Here is a 15,095-nt window from a genome sequence, read left to right as displayed (position 1 = left end):
CCCGCATTATCCACCGCCGGAGAAGACATCTTGCGCCTACGAACTCTGTTTCTGCTTGCCGCGCTTGCGACGTCGCTGGCTCCTGGCCTTTCCCCCGCGCAGGAAAACGGCGAAGGCCGGGCGAATGTCGAGAGCGGTGCGCGCGACGGCGTGCTGAAGCTGCTGCCGGCCGATTCCGTCACCGAGCACGAACTGACGATCGGCGGCCGAAAGATTGCCTATACTGCAACCGCCGGCACGCTGGATCTCTTCGGCCAGGACGGCGCGCAGACCGGCGCGATCTTCTACACCGCCTATGTCGCGAAAGACGGAGGGCCGGACCGGCCGCTGACCTTTGCCTTCAACGGCGGGCCGGGTGCGGCGTCCGCCTTCCTGCATCTCGGGCTGGTCGGGCCTGAGGTGCTCGACTTCGGGCCTCAGGCCCGTGACGGCGCCCATGCGAAACTGGTCGACAACCCGCAAAGCTGGCTGGATTTCACCGATCTCGTGCTGATCGACCCGATCGGCACCGGCTGGAGCCGGACCGCAAAGATCGACGACGCCTCCAACTATTACAATGTCAACTCAGACGCCCAGAGCATTGCCAAGGCGATCGCGCTCTATGCCGCGCACAACAACCGTTCCAATTCGCCAAAATATCTTCTCGGCGAAAGTTACGGCGGCTTCCGCGCAGCCAAGGTCGCTTCGACGCTGCAGGAAAGCCAGGGCATCATCGTCGCCGGCGCGGTGATGCTTTCGCCATTGCTTGAGGGACAGTTGATGTTCAATGCCGACCAGTTCGCGCTCGGCGCAGCACTTGAGCTGCCGTCGCTGGCGGCAGCCGAACTCGACCGGCACAACGCCTTTGACGAAGAGAAGCAGCGCGAGGCCGAAACCTTCGCGCTGGGCGACTATCTGACGACGCTCGCCGGTCCGCCGCCGACAGGCGCCGAGGCGGCCGCCTTCTATCGCAGGATCGCAGGGCTGACGGGCATCCCCGAGGATATCGTCACTCGCAACCGCGGCTTCCTCGGCAATTCCTTCGTCAAACACTCCGCCGGCAGCGGCGAAGTGATGAGCCCCTACGACGCCGCCTTTGCCACCCCCGATCCCTATCCGGAATCGGATTACGACCGGGGCGACGACGCCATCCTCGACGGCTTCACCCGCGCCTATGGCGGCGCCTTTGCCGACTACGCCCGCAACGCCCTCGGCTTCAAAACAGAGATGACCTATTCGCTGCTCGACAGTGATATCAGCCGGCGCTGGGAATGGGGCGGCGGGCGCGGCGGCGGATCGCGCCTCCAGGCGAGTGCCACCGACGACATCCGGCAGCTGCTCGCCTCAAACCCGGCCTTCCACCTGTTGATCGCGCATGGCTACAGCGATCTGGTGACGCCTTACGGCGTCAGCCGCTATGTGGTCGACCACCTGCCGCCCTCGCTCACCGACGGCCGCGTCGGGCTGAAACTTTATCGCGGCGGGCATATGTTCTACACGAATGCCGATCAGCGGGCCGCCTTCACGGCGGATGCCAAGGCCTTCTACGCCACACGCCCGGCCGCGCAGCCGGCAGACTAAAGCGTGGCGCGATCATTCAGATTCGCTTGGCCCACGCTTCAGGTCTTTGTTTTTCCGCATGTCTTCGTCGCAAAACCGCGGTACACTTTTGCGACATGCTTTGAGGACTTGCCGATGCATATCACCGGAGGCTGTCATTGCGGGGCGATCCGCTATCAGGCGGAAATCGATCCGGAGCGGGTCTCGATCTGCCATTGCACCGATTGCCAGCGGCTGACGGGCTCCGCCTATCGCATCACCGCACCGGCGCGGCCGCAAAGCTTCGCGCTCATAGCAGGTGAACCGCGCAGCTACAGCAAATATGGCGACAGCGGCCGCCTCAGCCGTCAATTCTTCTGCCCGAATTGCGGCTCGCCGCTCTATCGCACCGATGGCGACGGCGGCGCGATCGGCATCCGCGTCGGCGGCATCGATCAGCGGCGAGACCTCAAACCGAGGAAACAGATATGGTGCCGGTCGGCCCTGCCCTGGGTGGAGAATATCGAGCCGCTGCCACGATCCGATCGCGAGGACCAACGCGGCAAGGACGTTTAGGCTGCAGACTATTCGGGCAGCGGCCATCGCACCCTGAGATGCGATGGCCACCGGGTTCAGGCCGCCTGCTTCAACAGGCCGAGCGCTTCGGTCAGATCGACCTCGCCGAGGAAACCGCCACTGCTTTTAACCTCCTGCCGGTGCTCGATCGCCTGGGCGAAACGCACGGCCGGCTGCTGCTGCATGCGCTCATAGAGGCGATGCAGGCCGGGAAACTGCTGCCGGTCGACGACCTTGTGAAAATCGTTCCAGCGGGCGATCCCGACGAAATAGGCGTCGGCCAGGCTCGGGCCGTTGCCGAGAAGCCATTCGCGGCCATCAAGCAGACGTTCCAGCGTATGATGGGCCTTTTCGACCGCGGCGATGCCATAGGCCGCCAGCGCCTGCTTCTGCTGCGGCTCCAGCGGGTGTTCGAAGGCATACCAGAGCGGGCCGAAAGCCTTGAAGAAACTGGTGTTGAGAAAGGCGAGCATCTGGTTCAGGCGATCGAAATCCTCCGACCCCTGCGCAAAACCCCGACCGCTGCCGATTGCGCGGGCGCCGATATGCTGGAGGATCGCCATGCTTTCGCTGATGACCCTGCCATCCTCAAGCAACAGCGACGGCGTTTCGCCGACTGGGTTGATCCTGAGGTATTCATCGCTGGAGACCATTTCCGGCATCTCGACGCGGCAGAGCCGGTAGGGCAGGCCGGACCATTCCAGCGCGACGATCGAGCCGAAGGAGCAGCCTTCCGGGACGCCGTAAAACAATATGGGTGACATCAATCGTTCCTTTCAGAATTGAGCCCGTTTGGACGCGATCAATGTGCAGATGTGGACGATCTTGCGGTAGAGGCTATAAATGCATCCCAATGTCTATAATCCTGGAAGATGGTCATGGCGCTTTTCAACCTCAACGACCTGCATCTCTTCGTGCAGGCGGTCGACAGTGGCGGTTTCACGGCCGCGGCGAGACATCTCGGCATTCCGAAATCGACCGTCAGCAAGCGGGTCGCGGAGCTGGAGGGACGGCTTGGCGTGCGGCTGATTCAGCGCACGTCACGGAGCTTCGCGCTGACCGAGCTCGGCCGAGAATTCTTTCAGCACGCCCAGGCCTCGATCATCGAGGCGGAGATGGCCGAGGGCATCGTGCGGCGGCATCTGGCCGAACCGGCCGGCAGCGTTCGCCTGACCGCCTCGGTGCCGACGGCGCAGTTCACCCTGACGGAGCACCTGCCGGCGCTGGCGGCACGCTATCCAAAGCTCCGGCTTTCCGTTCATGTGACCGACCGCTTCGTCGATATCGTCCAGGAAGGCTTCGACATCGCGCTGCGCAGTCACCGCGCGCCGCTGCCGGATTCGGCGCTGGTGCAGCGCAAGCTTGCCAGCCATCCTTTCTTCATTCTCGCGTCGCCGGATTATATCCGCGCCCATGGCGAACCGAGCAGGCCGGAAGAGCTGGCGCAACATGCCACGATCATGACCAGCCTGACCGACAATCAATGGCGGCTCTATTGCGATAGCGGCGAAAAGGCTCTGGTCACACTGCAGTCCGTGATGGCGGCGGATGAACCCTATGTGCTGATGGAAGCGGCGGCGGCCGGGCTCGGCATCACCTGCCTGCCGACATCGGTCTGCCGGAAGGCGCTGGCGACCATGCGGCTGGTGCGGCTGCTACCGGACTGGACGGCCGGCAGCATCGAGACGACGATCCTGATGCCGCACCGGCGCGGCCAGCTGCCAGCGGTGCGCGCCGTCGTCGATTTTTTGGCGGAACGGCTTGCCGGCTAGAGCCGTATCACGCCGCCTTGGCGGCGTGATATTCCTTGATGGCGACCATCTTGATGGCCGGATGGCGTTCCGACTCGTAGCGCAACGAGAAACCGTCCTGGGCGAGGAAGACCGGATCGCCGTCGAGATCACGGGCGATATCGCCGCGTTTGACGGTGAGGAATTTTTCGAGATCGGCCGGCTGATCGGCCGAGATCCAGCGGCAGACCGAGAAACGCGACGTTTCGAAGGAGACCGGCAGGCCGTATTCGGCCATCAGCCGCTCCTTCAAGACGTCGAGCTGCAGGGCGCCGACGACGCCGACGATCGCCGGTGAACCGTCTTCCGGCGAAAACAGCTGGACGACGCCTTCTTCGGCCATCTGCTGCAGGGCTTCCTTGAGCTTCTTCGCCTTCATCGCGTCTTCCAGGCGCACGCGGCGCAGGATTTCAGGCGAGAAGTTCGGCACGCCCTGGAAGACCAGCGATTCGCCTTCGGTCAGCGTATCGCCGATGCGGAGCGTCCCGTGGTTGGGAATGCCGACGACATCGCCGGCATAGGCGGTGTCGGCGAGCTGGCGCTGCGAGGCAAAGAAGAATTGTGGCGCCGTCAGGCCGAGCTGCTTGCCGGTGCGGGCAAGCCTTGCCTTCATGCCGCGCTCGAGCTTGCCGGAGCAGATGCGGGCAAAGGCGATGCGGTCGCGGTGGTTGGGATCCATGTTGGCCTGGATCTTGAAGACGAAGGCCGTCATCTTGTCGTCGGTCGCGTGCACCGTCCTGGTATCGGCGACCTGGTCGCGTGGCGGCGGCGCAAAATCGCCGAGCGCGTCGATCAGGTCGCGAACGCCGTAATTGCGCAGCGCCGAGCCGAAGAAAACCGGCGTCATATGGCCTTCCAGGAAGGATTGGCGGTCGAATGGGCGGCAGGCCTCGATCGCCAGTTCCGTCTCCTCGACGAAGACCTGGCGCTCGTTTTCCGGCAGCCGGCCGGCAACGCTCTGCGGGCCGTTGACCGGCGTTCCCTCGATTTCGGTATCCGAGCCGCGCACCGTGTTGGCAGCAATATTGTAGGAGCCGCAGAAGGTCTTCGAGCGGCCGATCGGCCAGGTGATCGGCGCCGTATCCAGCGCCAGCTTCTCTTCCACCTCGTCGAGGATCTCGAAGGGATCGCGGCTTTCGCGGTCCATCTTGTTGATGAAGGTGATGATCGGGATATCGCGCATGCGGCAGACTTCGAAGAGCTTCAGCGTGCGCGGCTCGATGCCCTTGGCGGCATCGATGACCATCACGGCGGCATCGACGGCGGTCAGCGTGCGATAGGTGTCGTCGGCGAAATCCTCGTGGCCCGGTGTGTCGAGGATGTTGAAGACATTGTCGTTATATTCAAAGGTCATCACCGAGGTGACGACGGAGATGCCGCGTTCGCGCTCGATCTTCATCCAGTCGGAGCGCGTCTGTATGCGATCCTTCTTCGCCTTGACTTCCCCGGCAAGCTGAATGGCGCCGCCGAACAGCAGCAGCTTTTCGGTGAGCGTCGTCTTGCCCGCGTCCGGGTGGGCGATAATAGCGAATGTGCGGCGGCGGGAAACCGCCTCGGCGAGACTTTCGGCCATACTGTGAATCCTGTGGAATTGCCGCGTATCTAACGATTAAAGCCCGGCTTTGCAATTGACCTCGGCGCTCCGGGCGCAAAGTAATGGGCCATGACCATTCATCACGATGTGAGACCGACGCTGAACCTCATCCGCCTGGCCAACGGCGAAGGCCTCGACCTGCCCGCCTATGAAAGCAAGGGGGCGGCCGGCATGGACCTGCGCGCCGCCGTCGACGCGGCAGCACCACTGACGCTGCTGCCCGGCAAACGGGCGCTGGTGCCAACCGGTTTCATCTTCGAGATCCCCGAGGGGTTCGAGGGCCAGGTGCGGCCGCGCTCCGGCCTTGCCTTCAAACACGGCATCACCTGCCTGAATTCGCCGGGCACCGTCGACAGTGACTATCGCGGCGAGGTGAAAGTGCTGCTCGCCAATCTCGGCGACGAACCGTTCATTATCGAGCGCGGCATGCGCATCGCCCAGATGGTGATCGCGCCGGTGACCCAGGCGCGGGTCGCCGAGAGTGCCGCGGCAAGCGAGACAATGCGCGGCGCCGGCGGCTTCGGCTCTACCGGCGTGTGATGAATAAGCCCCCCGACAGCGCGGGCCTCACCTTCCGGCAGGATTATTTCGGCGACCCGGCCGGCTGGGCAGCCTTGGTCTGCCTGCTCAAGGATATTTTCGGCATCGATCTCGGCCCAATGCAGCGGCTCGGCGGACCCGATCCCACCAGCATGCCGTTCGGCTGGTTCGATGCCGAGGGCGTCCTTGCCGCCAATATCTCGGCCTTTGCGCTGCCCTTCGTCCTCAACGGCAGGATCGTCCATGCCGCCGGGCTGCAATCGGGTGCGGTGCGGCCGCCATGGCGCGGCCGCGGGCTCTACCGCGACGTGACGGTGAAAGCGCTCGACTGGTGCGAGCGGCAGGGTTTTGAAGCCGTCATCCTCTACACCGACAAACCGTCGCTCTACCAAGCCTACGGTTTTCGCGCGATACCGCAGTATCGATATGAGGGAGTTGCACCAGACCCCTCGATTTTCGCCGGCCCCGCCCGGCTGCTTGCGCCGAGCAATGCCGACGATCTTGCCCTGCTGCAATCGCTGCTGAAAGCGCGAAGCCCGGTTTCGACCTCGCTCTCGGTGACAATCAATGCCGCGATGTTTCTCATCAATACGCAGCTCAATGCCGATGTTCACGTCAGCTTGCTGGAAGACCAGCAGGCTGCGATCGCCTGGAAGATGGATGAGGCGGGCCGCTTCAGCCTTCTCGATGTCGTGGCGACGGAGATCCCGGCGCTTGCCGCGATCCTCGGCGGGCTCGACATTGCCTCGGCCGCCGTCGAGGTGTTTTTCCGTCCCGATAAGCTCGGCTGGGCGGGCACGCCGCAGCCGGTGGAAAGCGGCACAGTGCTGATGCTGCGCGGGCTCGGCGATGAGGCCCCGCACTTTCCGGCAATGCTGTCGCCGATGGCGGATTTCTAAAGCATGTCGCGCAAAAGTGTGCAGCGGTTTTCCCAGGCAAAGCGCGAAGCGCTTTTGCCGCAACGACATGCGTAAAACAAAGAGTTAAAGCGCAAGGAGCGAATCTGAAAGATCGCGACGCGCTTTAAGCACTCGTTCGCCGACTTTACTTTTTCCGTGACAGCGGCGGCAGGCGGCGCTTGACGGGCGAGGCCTTGATCATCGCGGTGTTGGTTTCCGCCCGTTCGGCGACCCTGTCCAGCAGGCCGTCGAGCTCCGCCATCGAGCGGATGACCAGGCGAGCGATAAAACAATCCTCCCCGGTCACCTTGTCGCATTCGACGATTTCGGGAATTTCCTGGATGATGCGCTCGACGATGTGCAGCTGTCCCGGCAGCGGGCGCACGCGGACGATCGCCTGCAGGGGATAACCGACGGCGGCGGGGTCGAGATCGATGGTGAAGGCCTTGATGACGCCGCGCTCCTCCAGCCGCCGCAGACGCTCGGCAGCACTCGGCGAAGAGAGCCCCACCTGTTGCGCCAGTTCCTTCAGCGAAATACGTGCATTGCCGGCCAAGGCTTCGAGCATGGCCTGATCGGTATCGTCGAGCGATTGCGCATCATTAGCCATGGTGTCATCTTTTCCTATCATGATTAGGCAATAGCGGTCATCTTCCTTCTTATCATTATATAATATTGCCGGCCACTTCAATATTCTGATGCCAACAATGGAGGCAATCATGAGCAGCGACATCAGAAGAGGCACGGCGGAAATGACGGCAGCGATGCTGATCTCGGGGACGATCGGCTGGTTCGTCGTGATGTCGGGCCAGCCGGTCAGCGGCGTGGTCTTCTGGCGCTGCCTGTTCGGCGCGCTCACCCTGCTCGTCATCTGCGGCGCCCTCGGGCTGCTGCGGCCCGGCATCCTCACGCTGCACACCTTCGGCATCGCCGTCTTCGGCGGCGTCGCCATCGTCTTGAACTGGCTGCTGCTGTTTGCCTCCTACTCGCATGCGACGATCTCGGTCGCCACGACCGTCTACAACACCCAGCCCTTCATGCTGCTGGTGCTCGGCGCGCTGTTTCTCGGCGAAAAGATCACCGCGACCAAGCTGTTCTGGCTGGTGCTCGCCTTCGCCGGCATGATAGCGATCGTGCAGGGGAAACCAGGTGGAAGCGGCGATGCGCTCGACGGCTACGGCCTCGGTATCCTGATGGCGCTGGGCGCGGCTTTCTTCTACGCGCTCGCAGCGCTTGCCGCGAAATGGCTGAAGGGCACGCCGCCGCATCTTATCGCGCTAATCCAGGTCGCGACCGGCATGCTGATGCTGGCGCCGATGACCGACTTTTCGCATCCACCCGCGGATGTGGGGACGTGGGCGATCCTTATCACCGTCGGCGTCGTTCATACCGGGCTGATGTATGTGCTGCTCTATGGCGCGATCCAGCGGCTGCCGACGCATCTCACCGGCGCCCTGTCCTTCCTCTATCCGATCGCGGCGATCCTCGTCGACCGGCTGGCCTTCGGCCACGCGCTGCAGCCGATGCAGATCGCGGGCGCGGCGATCATCCTGCTTGCCGCCGCCGGCATGAACCTCGGCTGGAGCCCAAGATGGCTGCGGCCGCGGGCGCTGGAGAGTTGAGAGCTGAAGCGCGTCGCATGGAACTGCTGCACACGTCCGGATGACATGCATTGGCGTGCCGGCATCGATGGCCGGCACGCCGGTTTGCCGGTCTTACTTCTGGCGGCGCGTCGTTTCGAACAGGAACCAGGTGCGGCGCTCACCCTCGTCGATCCAGTTCTCGATCAGGCTGGCGGTCGCGACATCATTATGCTCGTCGCAGAGACCATGCACCTGGCGCAGCAGCGAAACGAGCTGGCCATTGTCCTCGCGCAGTTCCGACAGCATGTCCTCGGCCGTGACGAAATCAGCGTCATTGTCGGTTATGCGCTGCTGGCGGGCGATCTGGCCGATGGAGCGCAGCGTCACGCCGCCGATCTTGCGGGCGCGCTCGGCAATGTCGTCGGTCATGGCGAATATCTGCTCTGCCTGTTCGTCGAGCAGCAGGTGATAGTCGCGGAAATGCGGGCCGGACATGTGCCAGTGGAAGTTCTTGGTTTTCATATAAAGGGTGAAGACATCGGCGAGCAGTGCGGTCAGCGCCGCCGAAATATCGGTGACGGCATTGGTCGGCAGGGTGGAAGGGGTCTTGAGCGGCGAAAGTCTGCGGGACTCGGCTGAGGTAGGGGACATTCATTTTCTCCTTGGTGATGAAAATCTCGACGGCGCCATCGGTCTTTTCGGGGAGCGCAAAGGGTGCCGATGGCGCGCGTGCAGAGAGAGAACTAGCAAGGCCGGATCGCTTTCCAAGTGGCTTATCGTTCAGCAGACCTATTCCTTATGGTCATGGACCGATCAGCGCCGAAGCATTGATGACGGCGTGAAGCGCGCCTATAGAGAGATCGCGCAATCCAGTGGATATCAAAGATGAGCCTCACCGCCCTGATCACCTATGCCGGAGCGCTGTTCATCGCAGCCGCCATCCCCGGACCCGGGATTACCGCGATCGTCGCCCGCGCGCTCGGCTCGAATTTCCGCGAGACCTTCTTCATGGGCCTCGGCCTGGTGCTTGGCGACATGAGCTATCTGACAGCGGTCATTCTCGGCCTGGCCTTCGTCGCGCAGACCTTCACCGAAGTGTTCATCATTATCAAAATCGCCGGCGCCCTCTATCTCGGCTATATCGCCTGGAAACTCTGGACGACCGGGCTGCTGCCGCAGGACATCGCGGCGAAGAAATCCAGCAATATCGGCCTATCCTTCCTCTCCGGCCTGCTGGTGACGCTCGGCAATCCGAAGACGATGCTGTTCTATGTCGCCCTGGTGCCGACGCTGATCGATATCGGCAATATCGGCTTGCGCGACTATGCGATGCTGCTTGCGGTGACCTTCGTGGTGCTGATCACCGTGCTCGTGCCCTATATGCTGCTGGCCTCGCGGGCCCGCACGATGCTGAAGCGACCGCGCGCGCTGCAGGCGCTGAACCGGGTTGCCGCCGGCATCCTGGCCGGCACGGCAGCCTTCATCGCCACCCGGGCCGCCTGAAATAAACATTCGGCAAGAACCGGTTTTCAAAGGTTTTTTTCTCCGCTCCCCGCTCCCCCGGGGTGAACGCGGTCTGGCCTCTTCAGGCCTTTGACCCTATTCTCCTCCTCGATTTCAGGAGCAGGATTTCAAAGGGAGGCACCCATGTCGCACAAGCCCGGCCGCGGCCGCATCTATTCCTCGATCACCGAGACCATCGGCAACACGCCGCTCGTGCGCCTCGACAAGCTGGCGCGGGAAAAGGGCGTGGTGGCGAACCTGATCGGCAAGCTCGAATTCTTCAACCCGATCGCCTCCGTCAAGGACCGCATCGGCGTGGCGATGATCGAAGGCTTGGAAGCGCAGGGCAAGATCACCCCTGGGAAGACAGTGCTGATCGAACCGACCTCCGGCAACACCGGCATCGCGCTCGCCTTTGCCGCCGCCGCCAAGGGTTATCGGCTGATCCTCACCATGCCGGAAACCATGTCGGTCGAGCGCCGCAAGATGCTGGCGCTGCTCGGCGCCGAGCTGGTGCTGACCGAGGGACCGAAGGGCATGAAGGGCGCCATCGCCAAGGCGGAGGAACTGGCAGGGTCGCTTCCCGACGCCATCATTCCGCAGCAGTTCGAAAATCCGGATAATCCCGAGATTCACCGGAAGACCACGGCCGAGGAAATCTGGAACGACACCGACGGCACGGTCGACATCCTCATCTCCGGTATCGGCACCGGCGGCACGATCACCGGCGTCGGCCAGGTGCTGAAGAGCCGCAAGCCCGAGATCCAGATCATCGCCGTCGAGCCCGCCGATTCCCCCATTCTCTCGGGCGGCAATCCCGGCCCGCACAAGATCCAGGGCATCGGCGCCGGCTTCGCCCCAAAAATCCTCGATACCGGCATCTATGACGAGGTCGTCACCGTCACCAATGACGAGGCCTTCGAACAGGCGCGCCTAGTCGCAAGGCTCGAAGGCGTGCCGGTCGGCATCTCCTCGGGTGCGGCGCTAGCCGCCGCGATCAAGGTCGGCAGCCGTCCGGAGAATGCCGGCAAGAACATCGTCATCATTATTCCGTCCTTCGCGGAGCGTTATCTTTCGACGGCGTTGTTTGAGGGGCTTGGGAACTGAGACTGGGCTCGGCCGGCGGCTTTTCCTGTCATCCGTCTTTGCAGAGTATCGGGGCGCTTTGGCGCCCCGTCTCGTTACGCCGCGACCGTCAAGGCGTTCGTCAGCAATGTCGTAGGAGATCGCTTCGGCGAGATGAACGGGGCTGCATGTCGAGATGGGCGAGCGTATGGGCGGCCTTCCACAGGCGGCGACAACCGCAGGCGGAGAATTTCACGTCTTCGGCGGCACCAAGCAACCGCTGTCCGTATTGGCAGATTTTTACAATCGAGCGTGACGATGGCCTGACGCAGAAAAAGGATGTCATCGCGACTGGTGGCCGATCGGTACGTTTCTGTTCAAATGAAAGCCGTTACTAACTTCAGTGTGAAGGTGAGCGGAATCTTCCGGTATCAGGGCCTCGGCATGGGGCGGGCAGCCGGCAGGTTCGTACCCACCGAATCCTCGAGTTTGTCAGGAGCAACATCTAAGAGATGTAATAAACGGCACTATTTCGGAAATAGCATCAGTCTGAATATCGGCAAGCATAGCTATTTAAGCCATCCAACTAGGCCTGTGCGACAGGATGTTATCTGATGGAGCTTTTATCCCATTCTTATTAAGCCGATCCGCAATTGCGTCCCGCTGCTCCCACAAACCCGGCTCGACCAGAAAAATATCGTTAGAATACAGGTCCTCTTCGAATTTGGTGTCGCGAACGATCTGCTTTAATAGCAGGCTGGTTAGTATAAAATTGCGTGATGATGCACGGAAGCGCCGTGTCTCCTGCTGGAGCAACCACAGCAACGCTTCGGCCTCTGATTTTTCCAAATGCGCTGCATTCGCTATGGCGGTCGCCGTGTACTTCCGGGCGGCTTCCACTCGCGATAATTCCTCTGCGTTTCGTTTTGCTGCGTTCTCTGATTCCCGTTTCAGCCGAATTTGAAGTTTGCTCGCCTCCCATACGGCTATCATGACCGCGCCAGCGGCGAAACAAGGTCCGTAAACACTGTCCCAATGCCAAATCGGAGCCGGAGGTTCCCTTGCTAGATTGGTCGCTATCATGCCAATCGCGCCAACTCCTGTGAGGAACGACCCGGTTACCGAATTGAAAACCTTAGCTTGTTGAACAAGGCTGAGAAACCAGCCGCTAATGCCATCTGCCACTGAGCGAATCCCGTTACAGTGGGAAGTATCGCTCGTATCACGTGTAGGCGCCATAGAAACCCGTTTGGAATTTAGCGCGGTCCCACAAATACTTTGGGTTGTCAGTATCGCCGTTTTATAACATTGAGCCTACAAGCGTCTTCGGAGCAGAAAGAGATATCTCTGCGTTTTCTACGCCGCAGCCGTCAGCCTCTCACCCGCAATCCTGTAAGAGATCGCCTCAGCCAGATGCATTCGGCCGACCGTCGGTTTACCGTCAAGGTCGGCGAGGGTGCGGGCGACCTTGAGGACGCGGTGGTAGCCGCGGGCGGAGAATTTCATTTTTTCGGCGGCGTCGCGTAAGAGCTGCAGGCCGCCGGCGTCGGGTTCGGCGAGTTTCTCGATCATCGCGGTGGAGCAGCGGGCATTGGTGCCGATGCCCTTGGCGCCGGCGGCCTCGAAACGCTGCTGCTGGAGTTCGCGGGCGCGGGCGACGCGGCGGGCGACGTCGGCGCTGGCCTCAGCGGCCATCGGCCGGATCAGATCAGCGGCGGAGACGGCCGGCACGTCGATGCGGATATCGATGCGGTCCATCAGCGGGCCGGAGATGCGGGCCTGATAATCGCTCATGCAGCGCGGGCCACGGGCGCAAGTATGGCCGGGCTCGCCGGCCATGCCGCATCGGCAGGGGTTCATCGCTGCGATCAGCTGGAATTTCGCCGGATAGGAGACGCGGTGATTGGCGCGGGCGATGACGCATTCGCCGCCTTCGAGCGGCTGGCGCAGCGCATCTAACGCCTGCGGGGTAAATTCGGGAAACTCGTCGAGGAAGAGCACACCGTGATGGGCAAGCGAGGCCTCGCCCGGCCGGGCGCGGATGCCGCCGCCGACGAGGGCGGCCATGGTGGCGGAATGGTGCGGCGTGCGAAAAGGCCGGCGGTCGGAAAGCTTGCCGCCGGAGAGCTGGCCGGCGATCGAATGGACCATCGAAACCTCGAGCAGCTCGGCGGGCGAGAGCGGCGGCAGGATCGACGGCAGTCTTGACGCCAGCATCGACTTGCCGGAACCGGGAGGGCCGACCATCAAGAGATTATGGCCGCCGGCGGCTGCTACCTCGAGCGCCCGCTTGGCGCTTTCCTGGCCCTTGATCTCGGCAAGGTCCGGCAGGTTGGCGGCATTGGCACGGATCGATGCCTCCGGTCGGGTGAGCACCTGCGTGCCGCGGAAATGATTGGCAAGGGCAATCAGGCTGCGGGGTGCGAGAATATTGACCTCGGCGCCGGCCCAGGCGGCTTCGGCGCCGCTTTCGGCCGGGCAGATCAGCCCCTTGCCGAGCCCATTGGCGCCGATCGCCGCCGGCAGCGCGCCCGATATGGCGGCAATCGTGCCGTCGAGGTTGAGTTCACCAACGACGACATACTCCGCCAGCGCATCGGCAGGGATGGCGCCGAGCGCCGCCATCAGCGCCAGCGCGATCGGCAGGTCGAAATGTGAGCCTTCTTTCGGCAGATCGGCCGGCGCCAGGTTGACGGTCACCCGCTTGGCCGGCAGCGCCAGGCCGGAGGCGTGAAGGGCGGCCTGCACACGTTCGCGGCTTTCGGCCACCGCCTTATCAGGCAGGCCGACGATCTGCATGCCGACTTTGCCGGGAGCGACCATGACCTGGACCTCGACCGGCACACCTTCGATGCCCTGAAATGCCACCGTACTGACACGCGCGACCATAAACCCATCCCCCTGCCCGCAAACTCTTATACCGCCCGCAACCCTTCCGGGCCAGCAGTTGCAATCTGGCATGGAAACAGGAATAAAACAAGAACACGATGGGAACATAGTCAGATGTAGACTGTGACCGGAGTTGTGCCCGGTCATAGCAGGCGCGGGTGGCTCGCGCGCCAAGCTTAGCCGCGCTTGCGCTCGATCGCATCCCAGAGCAGACTGGCGATATCGGCGCCGCCGAATTTCTTGACCTCGCGGATGCCTGTGGGCGAGGTGACGTTGATCTCGGTCATGTAATCGCCGATCACATCGATGCCAACGAGCAGGAAGCCGCGTTCTCTGAGCGCTGGGCCAATGCGGTCGCAGATTTCCTGTTCGCGCGGCGTCAGCTCAGTCGCCTCGGCGCGGCCGCCGACATGCATGTTGGAGCGGCTGTCATGTTCGGCCGGCACGCGGTTGATGGCGCCGGCAAATTCGCCGTCGACCAGGATGATGCGTTTGTCGCCCTTGCGCACGTCGGGCAGATATTGCTGGGCGATGAAGGGCTCGCGGAAAAGCTGGCCGAACATCTCAAGCAGCGACGATAGGTTGCGGTCGTCGCGGGTCGAATGGAAGACACCGGCGCCGCCATTGCCGTAGAGCGGCTTCAAGATGATGTCGCCCATCTCGTCGCGGAAGCGGCGGATTTCGGCGGCATCCTTGGTGATCAGCGTCTTCGGCATCAGGTCGGCGAATTCGGTAACGAAGATCTTCTCCGGCGAATTGCGCACCCAGGCCGGATCGTTGACGACCAGCGTCTTCGGGTGGATGCGCTCGAGCAGATGCGTCGAAGTGATATAGGCCATGTCGAAGGGCGGGTCCTGGCGCAGCAGCACGACATCCATGGTCGAAAGATCGACGCGCTCCGGCGCGCCGAGTTCAAAGTGATCGCCCTTGACATCGCGCAGCAGCATCGGCTCGACGCTGGCATAGAGCTTGCCGTCGCGAAAACTCAGGCGCTCGGGCGTATAATGGAATAGCCTGTAGCCGCGCACTTGCGCTTCCAGGCTCATGGCGAAGGTGGAGTCACCTGCAATATTGATGCCGGCGACATGGTCCATCTGGACCGCTACATTGGTGATCTTGGCCATTTCCGTCCCTCGCT

General features: G+C 62.5%; 15 protein-coding genes. 8 read left to right on the top strand and 7 right to left on the bottom strand.

All coding sequences use genetic code 11. From position 1 onward, the window contains the following. Positions 1-30: 30 nt before the first annotated feature. Both HJB83_RS16095 and HJB83_RS16090 read left to right on the top strand, forming a co-directional pair. A complete protein-coding gene (locus HJB83_RS16095; RefSeq protein WP_221116700.1) occupies positions 31-1,560 on the top strand; it encodes a S10 family peptidase in 1,530 nt (509 codons plus the stop codon). A 114-nt stretch (positions 1,561-1,674) separates the two neighbouring features. After that, a complete protein-coding gene (locus HJB83_RS16090) occupies positions 1,675-2,094 on the top strand; it encodes a GFA family protein (RefSeq protein ID WP_207582608.1) in 420 nt (139 codons plus the stop codon). Between the two features lie 56 nt (positions 2,095-2,150). Here HJB83_RS16090 and HJB83_RS16085 read toward each other — a convergent pair whose 3' ends face one another. After that, positions 2,151-2,858, bottom strand: coding sequence for a glutathione S-transferase family protein (locus tag HJB83_RS16085; protein WP_221116699.1), 708 nt, complete (start codon positions 2,856-2,858; stop codon positions 2,151-2,153). Positions 2,859-2,972: 114 nt separating this feature from the next. Here HJB83_RS16085 and HJB83_RS16080 point away from each other — a divergent pair, with 114 nt between their 5' ends. Further along, positions 2,973-3,866 carry a LysR substrate-binding domain-containing protein gene (locus HJB83_RS16080; protein WP_207582606.1) on the top strand — a complete coding sequence of 298 codons (894 nt, stop codon included), beginning with the start codon at positions 2,973-2,975 and terminating at the stop codon, positions 3,864-3,866. Positions 3,867-3,873: 7 nt separating this feature from the next. On the opposite strand, the gene HJB83_RS16075 is transcribed toward HJB83_RS16080, so the two are convergent. Further along, positions 3,874-5,457, bottom strand: a complete 1,584-nt coding sequence (locus HJB83_RS16075) for a peptide chain release factor 3 (RefSeq protein ID WP_207582605.1) — start codon at positions 5,455-5,457, stop codon at positions 3,874-3,876. A gap of 90 nt (positions 5,458-5,547) precedes the next feature. Between HJB83_RS16075 and dut the strand changes: the two genes are divergently transcribed. Next, positions 5,548-6,018 carry a dUTP diphosphatase gene (gene dut, locus HJB83_RS16070; protein WP_207582604.1) on the top strand — a complete coding sequence of 157 codons (471 nt, stop codon included), beginning with the start codon at positions 5,548-5,550 and terminating at the stop codon, positions 6,016-6,018. Then, positions 6,018-6,917 carry a GNAT family N-acetyltransferase gene (locus tag HJB83_RS16065; protein WP_221116698.1) on the top strand — a complete coding sequence of 300 codons (900 nt, stop codon included), beginning with the start codon at positions 6,018-6,020 and terminating at the stop codon, positions 6,915-6,917. Before dut ends, HJB83_RS16065 begins: the two co-directional genes overlap by 1 nt. A gap of 145 nt (positions 6,918-7,062) precedes the next feature. Here HJB83_RS16065 and HJB83_RS16060 read toward each other — a convergent pair whose 3' ends face one another. Then, the gene (locus HJB83_RS16060; RefSeq protein ID WP_221132402.1) at positions 7,063-7,527 is read right to left on the bottom strand and encodes an Lrp/AsnC family transcriptional regulator; all 465 of its coding nucleotides are present in this window, start codon (positions 7,525-7,527) and stop codon (positions 7,063-7,065) included. A 97-nt stretch (positions 7,528-7,624) separates the two neighbouring features. Between HJB83_RS16060 and HJB83_RS16055 the strand changes: the two genes are divergently transcribed. Further along, positions 7,625-8,539, top strand: a complete 915-nt coding sequence (locus HJB83_RS16055; protein ID WP_221132401.1) for a DMT family transporter — start codon at positions 7,625-7,627, stop codon at positions 8,537-8,539. Between the two features lie 93 nt (positions 8,540-8,632). Here the strand turns inward: HJB83_RS16055 and HJB83_RS16050 are convergent, their stop codons facing one another. Continuing rightward, complete coding sequence (locus tag HJB83_RS16050) at positions 8,633-9,151, bottom strand: Dps family protein (protein ID WP_221132400.1); 519 nt, start codon at positions 9,149-9,151, stop codon at positions 8,633-8,635. A gap of 234 nt (positions 9,152-9,385) precedes the next feature. Between HJB83_RS16050 and HJB83_RS16045 the strand changes: the two genes are divergently transcribed. Then, positions 9,386-10,003, top strand: coding sequence for a LysE family translocator (locus HJB83_RS16045; RefSeq protein ID WP_221116695.1), 618 nt, complete (start codon positions 9,386-9,388; stop codon positions 10,001-10,003). Between the two features lie 144 nt (positions 10,004-10,147). Continuing rightward, on the top strand, positions 10,148-11,110 hold the full coding sequence (gene cysK / locus HJB83_RS16040; RefSeq protein WP_221132399.1) for a cysteine synthase A: 963 nt from the start codon (positions 10,148-10,150) through the stop codon (positions 11,108-11,110). A gap of 531 nt (positions 11,111-11,641) precedes the next feature. On the opposite strand, the gene HJB83_RS16035 is transcribed toward cysK, so the two are convergent. The 3 genes from HJB83_RS16035 to gshB all read right to left on the bottom strand — a co-directional run bounded on the left by HJB83_RS16035 (position 11,642) and on the right by gshB (position 15,081). After that, entirely contained in the window at positions 11,642-12,253 is a 612-nt protein-coding gene (locus tag HJB83_RS16035; protein ID WP_221132398.1) for a hypothetical protein, read from the bottom strand. Between the two features lie 171 nt (positions 12,254-12,424). Then, positions 12,425-13,957 (bottom strand): YifB family Mg chelatase-like AAA ATPase, encoded by a 1,533-nt coding sequence (locus tag HJB83_RS16030; protein WP_221132397.1) that lies wholly within the window; start codon positions 13,955-13,957, stop codon positions 12,425-12,427. Positions 13,958-14,133: 176 nt separating this feature from the next. Continuing rightward, the gene (gene gshB, locus HJB83_RS16025; RefSeq protein WP_207582597.1) at positions 14,134-15,081 is read right to left on the bottom strand and encodes a glutathione synthase; all 948 of its coding nucleotides are present in this window, start codon (positions 15,079-15,081) and stop codon (positions 14,134-14,136) included. Between the last annotated feature and the right edge of the window lie 14 nt (positions 15,082-15,095).

The sequence above is a fragment of the Rhizobium sp. NZLR11 genome, assembly GCF_019685115.1.
Lineage (GTDB): Bacteria > Pseudomonadota > Alphaproteobacteria > Rhizobiales > Rhizobiaceae > Rhizobium.
The sequence above is the reverse complement of the archived record's forward strand: the minus strand, read 5'-3'. Positions and strand labels throughout refer to the sequence as shown.